This window comes from Acrocarpospora sp. B8E8, from assembly GCF_039871605.1.
Classification (GTDB): Bacteria; Actinomycetota; Actinomycetes; order Streptosporangiales; family Streptosporangiaceae; genus Acrocarpospora; species Acrocarpospora macrocephala.
This window is the reverse complement of record NZ_JBDPLV010000049.1, coordinates 36,992-51,218: the sequence shown is the minus strand read 5'-3', so window position 1 is coordinate 51,218 and position 14,227 is coordinate 36,992. Positions and strand designations below refer to the sequence as shown.

The window sequence follows — 14,227 nt, the reverse complement described above, 5'->3', positions numbered from 1 at the left end:
TGGCGGTTTCCGTGGCACAGCCGCTCTCGTACGGCCAGGAACGGCTCTGGTTCCTGCATCGGCTCGACCCTGAGGACCACTCCTACAACACCTGCCACGCCGACCGGCTGCGCGGCCCGATCGACCTCGATCGCCTGGCCGCGGCCTTCACGGCGGTGGCCGCCCGTCAGGAATCCCTGCGCACCCGCTTCGACGAGATCGACGGCACGCCGGTCGCGATCCTCTGCCCGCCCGAGCCGATCACGATCACCGTCAGGGACACCGCGGACCTGCACGAAGCCCGCCAGATCGTCTCCACCGCCGCCAACGCGCCGTTCGACCTGTCCGCCGCTCCCCCGCTCCGGGTCACCCTGGTACGGCTGGCGCCCGACGACCACATCCTCGCGATCACGCTGCACCACATCATCGCCGACGGCATGTCGGTGGCCCTGCTCAGCGACGAGATCGCCCACTACTACGCCGGACGTCCGCCGCTGCCGCCGCTGCCCCTGCAGTACGCCGAGCACGCGCGCGCGGAACGGGCCAACGAGCCCGCCGAGCTCGGGCGCTGGGCGCGGGCGCTGGCCGGGACGCCCGTGCTGGAGCTTCCCGTCGACCGTCCCCGGCCGCCGCAGCGGACCGGGGACGGCGGCGAGGTCGAGTTCGTGGTCGCGCCCGAGCTGGTGGCGGGGGTCGCGGAGCTGGCGCGCGCGCATCGGTGCACGCCGTTCATGGTGTGGCTGACGGCCTACCAGGTGCTGCTGGCCCGGCACAGCGGGCAGGAGGACTTCTGCGTGGGCTCGCCGGTGGCGCGGCGGGATCGGACCGAGCTGGAGCCGCTCATCGGGCATCTGTCCGGGACGCTGGTGCTGCGGACGGATCTGAGCGGGAATCCGAGTTTCCTGGAGGCGGTCAAGCGCACCCGGCGGACGGTGATCGAGGCGATCAGCCACGCGGACGTGCCGCTGGAACGGTTGCTTGGGGCGCTGGAGATCGAGCGTGATCTGAGCCGGACTCCGCTGTTCCAGACGATGTTCGCGCTGCACACGCAGGTCACCGGGGAGGCGTCGGCGGGGCCTGTGCCGGGGACGGACGCGACGCCGTTCACGCCGGGGTGGATGGCGGCGCGCACCGATCTGTCGCTGGATCTGTGGCCGTCGAACCGAGGGCTGGTCGGGTCGCTCATCTACAGCGCGGACGTATTCGCGGAGGCGACCGCGCGGCGGCTGGCGGAGCGGTTTCAGGTGCTGGTGGAGTCGATCGTGGGGGCGCCGGAGGCGCGCGTACACGACCTGGAGATGTTGCCCGCCGGGGAACGGGACTGGCTGCTGAGCAGGGGGTCGTTCGCGGAGGTTCCGCCGGTCACGCTGGCCGATCTGGTCCTGGCTCAGGCCGCGGCGACTCCCGACGCGGTTGCCGTGGATGAGATGAAATATGCGGATTTAGTGGGGCGTGCTGCGGGGCTGGCGGCGCGGCTGCGGGACAAGGGCGTCGGGCGCGGGTCGCTGGTCGCGGTTCAGGTCTCGCGAGGGCCGGGGATCCTGGTCGCGTTCCTCGGGGTGACGCTGGCCGGGGCGGCGTATCTGCCGGTGGATCCGGAGTATCCGCAGGCCCGGGTGGATTACGTGCTCCGGGATTCCGGGGCCGTGCTGGTGCTGACCGACGACGACCTCGGTGATACGGGCGAGCCGGTGCCCGGGTGGCTGCCGCGTCCCGATGACACCGCTTATGTGCTGTACACCTCCGGGTCGACCGGGCGGCCCAAGGGTGTGGTCGTGCCGCATGCGGCGCTCACGAACCTGCTGCTCGCGATGCGGGAGCTGATCGGGTCGACGCCCGAGCACGCCTGGCTGGCGCTGACGTCGACGGCGTTCGACATCTCGGCGGTCGAGCTGTTCCTGCCGCTGATCACCGGCGGCCGGGTGGTGATGGCCACCGCCGACCACGCCCGCGACGGGATGGCGGCGGCCGAGCTGATCCGGCGGAGCGGCGCCACCCACGTGCAGGCGACCCCGTCCGGCTGGCGCATCCTGCTGACCGGCGATTTCCCGGAAATAACCGGAATCACCGCCGGGGAGCCACTGTCGCCCCAGCTCGCCCTCGCGTTGCGCGCCCGCACCACCCGCCTCATCAACGGGTACGGCCCGACCGAGACCACCATCTACTCCTCGACCTGGGACGTTGACTCCAGCGACATCACCATCGGCCACCCAATCACCAACACTCGGGCCTACATCCTCGGCCGGTCCGGCCTGTCCCCCATCGGCGTCCCCGGCGAACTCGTCCTCGGCGGCAACGGCGTCACCACCGGCTACCTCGGCCGCCCCGCCCTCACCGCCGAAAAGTTCGTCCCCTCCCCGTACGGCCCCGCGGGCTCCCGCCTCTACCGCACCGGCGACCTGGCCCGCTGGCGCCCCGACGGCACCATCGAATTCCTCGGCCGCACCGACAACCAGATCAAACTCCGCGGCCACCGCATCGAACTAGGCGAAATCGAATCCGTCCTCGACTCCCACCCGGGGGTACGACAAGCGGTCGCGACCGTCCGCGACGACACCCTGATCGCGTTCATCGTGCTTACCGGCGACGCTCACGAGCCTATGACCGGATCCGGCGCGAACGGCGACGCTCCCGAGCATTCGAGCGGCTCCGCTGTGGATGGCGACGTTCACAAGCGTATGAGCGGATCCGGCCCGGACAGCGACGCTCACAAGCATTCGAGCCGCTCCGCCGTGGATGGCGACGTTCATGAGCATACGAGCGAGTCCACTGCGAATGGCGGCGTTCAGGAACGTATGGGGGAATCCGGCGCAGGCGGGATTCGCCCGCAGATGAGCATTTCCATCGCCGACGATGTTCGCGCGCATGCCGCGCGGGTGCTGCCCGGTTACATGGTTCCCCGGCAAGTCATCGTGCTCGATGAGATGCCGATGACGCCCAACGGAAAGGTGGACCGGGGGGCACTGCCCGCGCACGCCCCCGCCGCGCGGGCGGACCGCACGCCGCCCCGGACGGACGCCGAGCGGATGGTCGTCTCGGTGTTCGCGGAGGTGCTCGGGCGGGACGCGGGCGAGATCGGGGCATATGACGACTTCTTCGCGCTTGGCGGGCATTCACTGCTGGCCACGATGGTGATCGCGCGGTTGCCGATCCGGGTTCAGGTCCGGGAGGTGTTCACCCGGCCGACCGCCGCCGCGCTGGCGGAGTTGCTGGAAGCGCCCGGCGTACCGGATCTGGAGGGGCCGGTGCCGAGGCCGGCCGGGATGACGCCGCCGCTGTCGAGCGGTCAGGAGCGCCTCTGGTTCCTGAACCGCCTGTATCCCGAGACGGACGCCGCGTTCAACATGTGGGTGGTCCGCCGCCTGCGCGGCCCGCTCGACGTGGACGCGCTCCGGAACGCGTTCAGCGTGGTGGCCGGACGCCACGAAAGCCTGCGCACCCACTTCCCCGACGCCGACGGCGTGCCCGTCGCTGTGATCGACCCGCCAGGCCCCTTCCCAGTGGAGTATGTGACCGGCACCGACGCGACGCAGTCGATCGAGCAACCGGAGAACTTCCAGCGGGAATATCTGACCGGCGCGGGTGCCAGGCAAACGGCCGACCCGCCTGGGAGTTTTCCGGTGGGGCCGTTGGCCGGCATCGACGTGGCACAGGCCGTCGCCGAGCGGGTGAACACGCCGTTCGCGCTGGATGAGCGGCCGCCGATACGAGTGACGTTGATCCGGCAGAGCGATGACGATCATGTGCTTTGCCTGGTGGCGCATCACATCCTCGGGGATGGCTGGTCGCTCAATCTGATGCTGGATGAGCTCGCGGACGCCTATTCCGGGCGTTCGCTGGCCGAGGTGCCGTTGCAGTTCGGGGACGTCGCCGTCTGGCAGCGGGGGCGGGACACGGCGGAACTGCTGGAGTACTGGCGGGACCGGCTGGCCGATCCCACGCCGCTCGACCTGCCCACGGATCGCCCGCGAAGTGTCGGCAGCGCCGGGCGGGGGGCCACCGTGGACTTCCGGCTCAGCGCTGGGGACGCGGCCGCGCTGACCGCGATGGGCCGGCGGCACGGGGCGACGTTGTTCATGACGTTGCTGGCGGCCTACCAGGTGCTGCTGGCCCGGCACAGCGGCCGGGACGACATCCTCGTCGGCACCTCCAACGCGGGGCGGGACACGCTCGCGCTCGAATCCGTGGTCGGCTATCTCACCGACATCCTGGTCCTGCGCGGCGACCTGTCCGGCGATCCGGCGTTCACCGACCTGCTGGCCGCGACCCGGACGAGCGTGCTGGACGCGTTCGCGCATCAGGGCATCCCGTTCGAAGAGCTGGTCAGCACGCTCAAACTCGAACGCGACCTGACGCGGACACCGGTGTTCCAGACCATGGCGATCCTGCACACCGAGGACTCCGGCCGGGAACCCCGCCCGTTCGCCGGGCTCACCGTCGAGGGCTTCCCGGGCGGGCACGCACAGGCCAAGTTCGACCTGATGCTGGAAGCCTGGCACGACGAAGGCGCCGAGCTGCTCGTGCAACTGGAGTACGACACGGCGCTGTTCGACGCGGCGACGATCGAAGCTATGGCGGCTCGCCTCGAACGCCTCCTCCTGTCCATCACAACCAATCCATCCCAGCCCCTCTCCGCCCTCCCCCTGCTCACCGGAGCCGACGAAACGTTCCTCGCGACAGTCTCCGAAGGCCCTCACCTCCCGGCGCCGAGACCCGTCCTCGACCTGATCACCGACTCGATCCAGAAATATCCGGATCTGGTCGCCATCAGCTGCGGCAATCGCCAGGTCACATACCGCGAACTCGGCGAAATGATCGAGAAGACCGTCGCAAGGCCAGGCGGCAAAGGCGCCATATATCCGGGCAACGGCGTATCGGGGAGCGCAAGCCTGGGCGAGGGTGACAACGGCTTACGCCCCGGCAACGGCACCGCCGCCGAACATGCCGTCGGTGGCGAAGTCGCGAGCAAGGGTGAACACATCCAGCATCAAGGCGAAATTTCCGGAAAGGCCGAAGATCCGGGCGAAGTCGCGGGCAAGGGGCCAAACGTCCAACGTCCGGCCGAAGTCGGGGCGGTTGCCGGTGGCGGGGAGGACGCGGGGATCTGGCAGGTGTCGCTGGAGCGGTCGCCGGAAGGTATCGCGGCGTTGTTGGGCGCGTGGAAGGCTGGTGCCGCTTATCTTCCGATCGATCCGGCTCTTCCGGCTGAGCGCATCGCCTTCATGCGTTCCGAAGCCACCGCGACGTCCGCCGATGGCGTCGCCTGCGTGCTCTACACCTCGGGCTCCACGGGGATTCCCAAGGGTGTTCTCATCGAGCACACCGCCTTGGCGGCCCGGGTCGCGTGGATGGTGGCCGCGTATGGCATTCGCCCGGGTGACCGGATCGTGCAGTTCGCTGCCTTGAGTTTTGACACGCACGCCGAGGAGATCTATCCGGCGCTCGCCGCCGGGGCCACGCTGGAGCTCCTGCCCGATGGGCCGGTCACGCTCCCGGACGTTCTCGCCACGCCGAACGGGCAGGAGGCAACGGTTCTCGATCTGCCAACGGCGTACTGGCACCACCTGGTCGGGCAGATCGATGAGATCGCGTGGCCGTCCGGGCTTCGGCTGGTCATTCTGGGTGGCGAGGAAGTTCAGGCCGCGGCTGTCGCCCGGTGGCGTTCCCGGTTCGGGGAGCGGATCCGGGTCGTCAACACGTATGGGCCGACCGAGACCACCATCATCGCCACGGCGGCCAACCTGATTCCGGCCGATGGTCAAGCCGGCTCCAGGCCGCCGATCGGGAGGCCCATCGCGGAGACGCGGGTCGTGGTGCTCGATCGGTCAGGGGTGCCGGTGCCGCCGGGAGCTCCGGGTGAGTTGTGCATCGGCGGAGCCGGAGTAGCGCGGGGATATCTGCGGCGTCCCGAGCTGACCGCCGAGCGGTTCATCGCCTGGGGCGAGCAGGGGGCCCGGCTCTACCGCTCGGGAGACCGCGCCCGCTGGCGGCCCGACGGGCAGCTGGAGTTCCTCGGGCGGATCGACGAGCAGGTCAAGGTCCGGGGGTTCAGGGTCGAGCCGGGCGAGGTGGAGGCCCGGCTGCTCGCCCACCCCCGGGTGCGGCAGGTCGCGGTGACCGCCGCCGAGGACCGCCTGGCCGCGTACGTCGTCGCCGACGGCGTCACCCGAGCCGAGCTGACGGCGTTCGCCGGGGAGGCGCTGCCCGCCTACATGGTCCCTTCGGTGTGGGTGTGGCTGGAGGAGCTGCCGCTGACCCGGCACGGGAAAGTGGATCGGCGGGCGTTGCCGTACCCGGAGATCGAAATCCAGGCCGGGAGCGTGCCGCCGCGGACGGACGCGGAGCAGCTGGTCGCCGAGGTGTACGGCGAGGTGCTCGGCGTCGGCGAAGTCGGCGCTCTGGATGATTTCTTCGCCATCGGCGGGCATTCGCTGCTGGCGGCGCGGGTCATCGCCCGGATCCGGTCGATCACCGGCGTGGACGTGCCGATTCGCACCATGTTCGACGGTTCCACGGTGGCCGCCCTGGCGGAGGCCGTCGAGACGCTGCTGGTCGAGGAGCTGGACGGGCTCTCCGACGAGGAGGCGGCGCTGCTGGCCCGATCTGTGAGGAGCGACCCATGATCATCGCCCGTTTCCGCGCGGCGGAAGCGCGCACCGGCCCGCTGACGATGGGCCAGGCGAACATGGTCCGCTGCGTGCTCACCGACCCGCCCGAGCACATGAACTACCGGGCAGTACGCCCCCTCCCGCCGGAGACGACCCTGGCCGCGCTGGCCGAGGCGGCGGGCCAGCTGATGTCCCGGCACGAGTCCCTGCGCACCCTCGTCCGCGACGACACCCAGCACGTGCTCGCAACCGGAGAGCTGGCCATCCCGGTCCGCGACTCCGCCACCCCGGAGGAGACCGCCGAGGAACTCGCCCGCGAACTCCAGGGAACGCGGTTCGCCCTGGAGTCCGAGGTGCCGTTCCGGGTCGCCGCCGTCACCTGCGGCGGTGTGCCCTGCCAGGTCGCCCTGGTGACCACCCACAGCGTCGTGGACGCGACCGGCCTGGCGGTGCTGCTGGCCGAATGGGACGCCCTCATCCTGGGCAAACCCCTCCCCCCGGTGACCGCCCCGCAGCCGCTGGACGTGGCCGCGAGCGAGCGCAGCCCGGCCAGCCTGCGCCGCGCCGACGCCGCGCTGCGCTACTGGGAGGAGCACCTGCGCCGCATCCCCCGCTCCACCCTGACGGTCTCCGTGGACGACACCGGCACCGAATGGCTGCTCCCCCGCCTGCGCGTGCGCTCGGCCGCCGCCGCCCGCGCCCTGCGCCGGATCACCGCGCGCACCGGCGTCAGCGCGTCGGCGGCCACCCTCGCGGCCCTGGCCACGCTCCTCGGCCTGCGCGGCGGCGCCTCCGTGGTGCCCGTCCTGTCCATCTCGGCGAACAGGTTCCGCCCGGGCCTCCGCGAGTACGTGGGACCGCTGGCCCAGGACGCCCTGGTCCCCGTGGATCTGGACGCCGGCACGTTCGACGATGTGCTGCGTGGGGTGCGGACGATCACGCTCGCCGCGTACCAGAACAGCAGGTTCGACTCCGCCGCCCTGATCCGCGTCATGGAGGCCGTGCAGCGCGACCGTGGCGTGTTCTTCGCCAGGGACGTCGTGTTCAACGACATGAGCGTGCCGGGCCAGGGCGGGCGCGTCATCCGTTCCGGCGACGGCGTGCACTCGACCTGGCTTCCGGAGGCGACGCTGCCGACCCGGCTGTCCCTGTGGGTCAACCGTCTCGAAGGCGAGTTCGACGTCACGCTCTGGGCTGATCCGCGCGTCATCCCTCGCGCGGACGCGCAAGCCGTCGGCGAGGGCATGGCCCGCCTGCTCATCGACGCGGCCACCCGGGACGTCCCGCTCGCCGAACTCGCCGTCACGCCGCTCCCCCGCGACCACGACTGGGTCAGATCCGACAACTGCTGGACCGATCTGGCGGAGGTGCGCCGGCTGCTTCCGCCGGGCTCGGAGGTCGTGGCGGTGCCCGATGAGGGGCTGGGGGCGCGGCTCGTGGCGTACACGACGGCGGACACCACGCCAGAGGAGCTGCACAACGCCTGCCTGACCGCCCTTCCGGGGCGCATGTCCGCCATCGCCCCACATCACTACATCATCTGCTCGACCTCGCCCGCGCCGGGCGAGCGCTGGGAGGACCAGCCCCGCCTGGCCGGAGGAGACGGCCGCTGAACTCCAGATTAACCCGATTGACTTGGTAGGAAATATAGGTAACTCTGAAGCGACAGTGCCCAGCGCTTGCGAGGTTTGCCTATGTCCGTCATCGAACTGGAGGCTCCGGCCGACGCCCGGCCGCGTTCCCGGCCCCGGCCGTCCCGGACGTCCGGGAAAGCCTGGCAACGCTGGCTCAGCCCGGTCGCGGTCATCGTCATCTGGCAGGTCGCCAGCAGCACCGGATTATTGCCGCCGCGGCTGCTGGCGGCGCCCGCCACCATCGCCGCCACGGCCGCCGACCTGGTCCAGTCGGGGGTCCTGCCGACGGCCGTCGGCGTGTCGCTGCAGCGCGTGCTGCTCGGGTTCGCGGCGGGCGCGGCGGCCGGGATCCTGCTGGCCCTGGTCGCCGGGCTGAGCCGGCCGGGCGAGAACGCGGTCGACCCGCTCATGCAGATGTTGCGGGCGCTGCCGTTCTTCGGGCTGATCCCGCTGTTCATCCTCTGGTTCGGGATCGGCGAGACCCCGAAGGTCCTGCTGGTCGCCCTGGCCGTGTCCTTCCCGCTCTACCTCAACACCTTCGCCGGCATCCGCGGCGTGGACGGCAAGCTCGCCGAGGTCGCCCACACCCTGAAACTCGGGCGAGCCGCGCTGATCCGGCACATCGTGCTGCCGGGCGCGCTCCCCCAGACGCTCGTCGGGTTGCGGCAGAGCCTGGGCGTGGCCTGGCTGGCGCTCATCGTGGCCGAGCAGGTCAACGCCACCGCCGGGCTCGGATACATGATCAACGACGCCCGGGAGTTCCTGCGCACCGACGTGATCGTGGTCGGTCTGCTCGTCTACAGCGCGCTCGGCCTGCTCACCGACGCCCTCGTCCGACTGCTGGAGAGGAGGGCCCTGTCATGGCGGCGCGGCTTCCTGGGGTGAAGGCGGTGGCCTCCGTACGGGACCTGACCCGGGCGTTCGGCGAGCGGGTCGTGCTCGACGCGCTCGACCTGGAGATCGACTCCGGCGAGTTCATCGCCCTGCTCGGCCGCAGCGGCTCGGGCAAGTCCACCCTGCTGCGCGCCCTGGCGGGCCTGGACCGGGAGGTCAGCGGGGAGCTCTCGGTCACCGATTCGGTCGCGGTGGCGTTCCAGGAGCCCCGGCACCGGGACAACCCCGAGCTCATCACACTCCGCGCCGACCTGCTCACCGCGCTCGGCGTCGCACCCGAAGGAAGGTCATGATCAGCACCGCCCGCCGGCTCCTCGCCGTCCTCCTCCTCACCGCCGCCGCCGGTACGGCCTGCGGCTCCGAGGACCCCGCCACGACCGGCCAGCCCGCGAAGGTCACGCTCCGCGTCGGCGACCAGAAGGCGGGCTCGCAGGCGTTCCTGAAGGCCGCGGGCCTGCTGGACGGCACCGACTACACGATCACCTGGTCCCAGTTCACCTCCGGGCCGCCGCTGCTGGAGGCCGTCAACGCGGGCGCGGTCGACGTGGGCGGGGTCGGCAACACCCCGCCGGTGTTCGCCGCCGCCGCGGGGTCCAAGATCAAGGTGGTCGCCGCGTACCGGCAGAATCTGGCCGCCGCCGCCATCGTGGTGCCCGACGCCTCGCCGATCACCGCGCCCGCCCAGCTCAAGGGCAAGAAGGTCGCGGTCGCCAAGGGCAGCTCCGCCCACTACCACCTGCTGTCGGTCCTGAAGAAGGAAGGCCTGACCTTCGCCGACATCCAGCCCCAATACCTCCAGCCCGCCGACGCGCTGGCCGCGTTCTCCGGCGGCACGGTCGACGCCTGGGCGATCTGGGACCCCTTCACCTCCCAGGCCTCCATCCAGCACAAGGCCCGGCTGCTTGTGAACGGCGAAGGCTATGTCAACGGGCTCAACTTCCAGGTGGCCGCCCCTTCGGCGGTGGACGGCAAGGAGGCCGCGCTGCGCGACTTCCTGACCCGGCTGGCCAAGGCGCGCGCCTGGTCGGTGAACCACAAGGCCGAGTGGGCGAAGGTGTGGGCGCAGGAGACCGGCCTGCCGCAGGAGGTCGCCGACGCGGCCGTGGACAACGCGGTGGCCACCCCGATCCTGATCGACGACGCCGTGGTGACCTCCGAGCAGCAGATGGCCGACGCGTTCAGCGCGGAAGGCCTGATCCCGGGCAGCCTGAAATTCGCCGACTTCGTCGACCAGCGCTTCAACGACGTGGTGAGCGCCCAATGAACGCGCCGCGATTCCACTGGTTCCTGCCCACCACGGGCGACGGCCGCTCGATCGTCGGCGGCGGCCACGGCCTCTCCCGCGTGCACGGCCGGTCCGAATACCGGCCGCCCACGATCGACTATCTCGGGCAGATCGCCCGCTCGGCCGAGCAGCTCGGCTTCGAGGCGGTGCTCACCCCGACCGGCACCTACTGCGAGGACGCCTGGCTGGTCACCGCGGCCCTCACCCAGGTGACCACCAAGCTCAAGTTCCTGGTCGCCTTCCGGCCCGGCCTGCTCTCCCCCACGCTGGCGGCCCAGATGGCCGCGACGTACCAGCGGATCTCCGGCGGGCGGCTGCTGCTCAACATCGTCACCGGCGGCGAGGACGCCGAGCAGCGCCGCTTCGGCGACCACCTCGGCAAGGACGAGCGATATGCCAGGACCGACGAGTTCCTCTCCATCGTCAAGGGCGCCTGGAACCGCGGGTACGACTTCGCCGGCGACTACTACGACGTCGAGGACGCCACCGTGGCCGAGCGGCCCGACCCGCTGCCCGAGCTGTATTTCGGCGGTTCCTCCGCGGCCGCGGGGACGGTAGCGGCCAAGCACGTGGACGTCTACCTGACCTGGGGCGAGCCGCCCGCCGCAGTGGCCGAGAAGGTGGCCTGGGTTCGCGGGCTGGCCGCCGAGCAGGGGCGTACGCTGCGGTTCGGGATCCGGTTGCACGTGATCACGCGGGACACCTCCGCCGAGGCCTGGGCCGAGGCGGGGCGCCTGCTGGACCGCATCCCGCCCGAGGACATCGCCAAGGCCAGGAAGCTGCTCGGGCAGAGCGCGTCGGTGGGCCAGCAGCGCATGCTGGCCCTGCACGCCGGATTCCAGGGCGGAACGGCCAGAGACCTGGAGGTCCATCCCGGCCTGTGGGCGGGCGTCGGCCTGGTCCGCGGCGGCGCCGGAACCGCCCTCGTGGGCAGCCACGCCGAGGTCGCCGACCTGATCGAGGAGTACACCGCGCTCGGCATCGAGGAATTCGTCCTGTCCGGCTACCCGCACCTGGAGGAGGCCTACTGGTTCGGCGAAGGCGTGCTCCCCGAACTCCGCCATCGCGGCGTACTCCCCAAAGCGGCGTAACTCCCGCTGATCACACGCTGACCTTGCAGAAAAGGACCCACCGGGCGGGCCACGACGCGTGCCCCCGCCCGGTGGCGATGGCGCTCCCAGGTCCCTTCCGGGTCAGCTAACCCGGACCGAACCCAACCACGAGCCACGCTAAACAAGCCACTTATGTATGTCAATTAAACAAACTAAAATCGTATCGGGCCCAATGAAAGTTACACGGCGTTCCCGCGCTGGCCGGGGGACGAATTCGCGGTGACTCGGTCGTGAACACGGCAGGCCCGCCGGCTGAGCCCGGCGGGCCTGCGACCCCTCTGGCGAGGGTCTAGGGCCCCCGATTTGGGGCGGTGAGAGGATCACCATCGGGGGCGGCCCGTCCGGACGATACGGGGGCTTCTCCGGACGGGCGTCTTGCAGAGCGGAGCGGTGGGAACCGGCAGCTCAAGCTTGGTTGGTGGTGGCGAAATGACGCTCGCTTACCTCTATTCAATCCGCCGGGCCACGGAGGCAACCAGAACCACTTCCGCTCCAGATGAGGGGGGTAGTGGTCCATCCGGCGGCACGGAATGTTCAGATTTATGCCCCTGGCCGTTCAGCTGCTCATCCCCTTGTGGGACACCCTCATGGCTAGGTTTCCAGGCACCCCCGGGCTCGGGGCATGTTGTCGCAGGTAAGAGGAGTGTCCCGTGCGAGTGCTTGCCGTTGTTCCTGCCCGTGGAGGTTCGGTGGGGGTTCCGCTGAAGAACCTGGAGCGCGTGGGCGGGACGCCGCTGGTGTCCCGGGCGGTGGCGACGTGCGTGCGCGCGGAGCTGGTCGACACGGTCGTGGTGAGCACCGATCACGCGGGGATCGCGGACGCGGCCGAGCTGGCGGGGGCGCGGGTGGTGCCGCGGCCGGCGGATCTGAGCGGCGGGACGGCGTCGAGCGAGTCGGCGGTGCTGCACGTGCTGGACGCGCTCGGCGAGGAGCCGGAGATCGTGATCCTGGTGCAGTGCACCAGCGCCTTCATCGACCCCAAGGACCTGGACGCCGCCATCACGAAGGTGCTCGACGGCGAGGCCGACGTGGTCTTCTCGGGTATGGAGACCTACGAGTTCATCTGGAACATCGACGGCGACGGGATCAATCACGACCCGGCGCACCGGCCGCGCCGCCAGGACCGCGACCCGCACTACCGGGAGACCGGCGCGTTCTACGTGATGCGGACGGCGGGGCTGCGCGAGCGCGGGCACCGGTTCTTCGGCATCGTGGCCGTGCAGCCGGTCCCGGCCCGGCACGCGGTCGAGGTGGACACGCCCGAGGATCTGGAGATCGTGCGGGCGCTGGCGCCGTTCGTGGACGAGCCGCAGCCGATCGACGTGGACGCGGTGATCACCGACTTCGACGGGGTGCACACCGACGACCGGGCCTACGTGGACTCCGAAGGCCGGGAGATGGTCGCGGTGAGCCGGTCGGACGGCATGGGCGTGGCGCTGCTCAAGCGGTCGGGGGTCAAGCTGCTGGTGCTGTCGACCGAGCAGAACCCGGTGGTGGCCGCCCGGGCGCGCAAGCTGGGCGTGCCGGTGCTGCAGGGGCTGAACACCAAGCAGACGGCGCTGCGGGACTGGCTGGCCATCGAGGGCCTGGACCCGGAGCGGGTGGCCTATGTCGGCAACGACCTGAACGACCTGGCCTGCATGCAGCTGGTGGGCTGGCCGGTCGCGGTGCCGGACGCGCATCCGCGGGTGCGGGCCGCCGCCCGGGTCGTACTCACCCACTCGGGAGGCGCGGGCGCGGTCCGCGAGCTCTGCGACCGGGTGCTGGCGGCCCGCCCGCCGCTGGCGGAGACGGAGCAGCCGCCGCTGAGCCCGCTGACCTTCCGTCCCCGTCCGGCTCAGACCCCCAGCGTACGGATCGGCGACGCCCTGCTCGGCCCGGGCCACCCGGTGTACGTGATCGGCGAGATCGGCATCAACCACAACGGCGACGTGGACATCGCCCGCCGCCTGATCGACGTGGCCGTGGAGGCGGGCTGCCAGGCGGTCAAGTTCCAGAAGCGCACCCCGGAGATCTGCGTGCCGCCGGAGCAGCGCGGGCAGATGCGGCAGACGCCGTGGGGCGAGATGACGTACCTGGAGTACAAGATCCGCACCGAGTTCGGCCGCGACGAGTACACCCAGATCGCCAAGTACTGCGAGGAGCGCGGCATCGACTGGTTCGCCTCCCCGTGGGACGTGCCGTCGGTGCAGTTCCTGGAGGAGATGGACGTGGTCACCCACAAGGTGGCCTCGGCCTCGGTGACCGACCACGAGCTGCTGCGCGCGCTGGCCGCCACCGGCAAGCCGATCATCCTGTCCACCGGCATGTCCACGCTGGAGGAGATCGACAAGGCGGTGGAGATCCTCGGCACGTCGAAGCTCGTGATGATGCACGCCACCTCGACGTACCCGCTGCCGCCGGAGGAGGCCAACCTCCGCACGATCGTCACCCTCCAGGACCGGTACGGCGTGCCCGTCGGCTATTCCGGCCACGAGCGCGGCCTGCAGATCTCGCTCGCGGCGGTTACGCTGGGCGCGGTCACGGTGGAGCGCCACATCACCCTGGACCGCACGATGTGGGGTTCCGACCACGCGGCCTCGCTGGAGCCGAGCGGCCTCGAGCACCTGGTCCGGGACATCCGGATCATCGAGTCGGCGCTGGGCGACGGCGTCAAGCGGGTCTTCCCCGGCGAGGAGGCCCCCCGGGCCCGCCTGCGCCGCGTGACGGTCTGAC

The 14,227-nt window shown here is 70.8% G+C and carries 7 protein-coding genes; all 7 read left to right on the top strand.

Annotation, left to right across the window (positions count from 1 at the left end; genetic code table 11):
* Positions 1-11 precede the first annotated feature (11 nt).
* The gene (locus tag ABGB08_RS36365) at positions 12-6,602 is read left to right on the top strand and encodes an amino acid adenylation domain-containing protein (protein WP_347600156.1); all 6,591 of its coding nucleotides are present in this window, start codon (positions 12-14) and stop codon (positions 6,600-6,602) included.
* On the top strand, positions 6,599-8,200 hold the full coding sequence (locus ABGB08_RS36360) for a condensation domain-containing protein (RefSeq protein WP_347600153.1): 1,602 nt from the start codon (positions 6,599-6,601) through the stop codon (positions 8,198-8,200). The genes ABGB08_RS36365 and ABGB08_RS36360 overlap by 4 nt, the downstream gene beginning before the upstream one ends.
* Before the next feature lie 81 nt (positions 8,201-8,281).
* Positions 8,282-9,106 (top strand): ABC transporter permease, encoded by an 825-nt coding sequence (locus ABGB08_RS36355; RefSeq protein ID WP_347600150.1) that lies wholly within the window; start codon positions 8,282-8,284, stop codon positions 9,104-9,106.
* Positions 9,082-9,408, top strand: coding sequence for an ATP-binding cassette domain-containing protein (locus tag ABGB08_RS36350; RefSeq protein ID WP_347600147.1), 327 nt, complete (start codon positions 9,082-9,084; stop codon positions 9,406-9,408). Before ABGB08_RS36355 ends, ABGB08_RS36350 begins: the two co-directional genes overlap by 25 nt.
* Positions 9,405-10,379 carry an ABC transporter substrate-binding protein gene (locus ABGB08_RS36345; RefSeq protein WP_347600144.1) on the top strand — a complete coding sequence of 325 codons (975 nt, stop codon included), beginning with the start codon at positions 9,405-9,407 and terminating at the stop codon, positions 10,377-10,379. The genes ABGB08_RS36350 and ABGB08_RS36345 overlap by 4 nt, the downstream gene beginning before the upstream one ends.
* Entirely contained in the window at positions 10,376-11,491 is a 1,116-nt protein-coding gene (locus ABGB08_RS36340; RefSeq protein ID WP_347600142.1) for an LLM class flavin-dependent oxidoreductase, read from the top strand. The genes ABGB08_RS36345 and ABGB08_RS36340 overlap by 4 nt, the downstream gene beginning before the upstream one ends.
* A 671-nt stretch (positions 11,492-12,162) precedes the next feature.
* Positions 12,163-14,226 carry an N-acetylneuraminate synthase family protein gene (locus tag ABGB08_RS36335; protein WP_347600139.1) on the top strand — a complete coding sequence of 688 codons (2,064 nt, stop codon included), beginning with the start codon at positions 12,163-12,165 and terminating at the stop codon, positions 14,224-14,226.
* Position 14,227 lies beyond the last annotated feature (1 nt).

Coding starts and splice junctions, on each gene's coding strand:
- ABGB08_RS36360 (WP_347600153.1), top strand. CDS start 6,599: ATGATCATCGCCCGTTTCCGCGCGGCGGAAGCGCGCACCGGCCCGCTG.
- ABGB08_RS36355 (WP_347600150.1), top strand. CDS start 8,282: ATGTCCGTCATCGAACTGGAGGCTCCGGCCGACGCCCGGCCGCGTTCC.
- ABGB08_RS36350 (WP_347600147.1), top strand. CDS start 9,082: ATGGCGGCGCGGCTTCCTGGGGTGAAGGCGGTGGCCTCCGTACGGGAC.
- ABGB08_RS36345 (WP_347600144.1), top strand. CDS start 9,405: ATGATCAGCACCGCCCGCCGGCTCCTCGCCGTCCTCCTCCTCACCGCC.
- ABGB08_RS36340 (WP_347600142.1), top strand. CDS start 10,376: ATGAACGCGCCGCGATTCCACTGGTTCCTGCCCACCACGGGCGACGGC.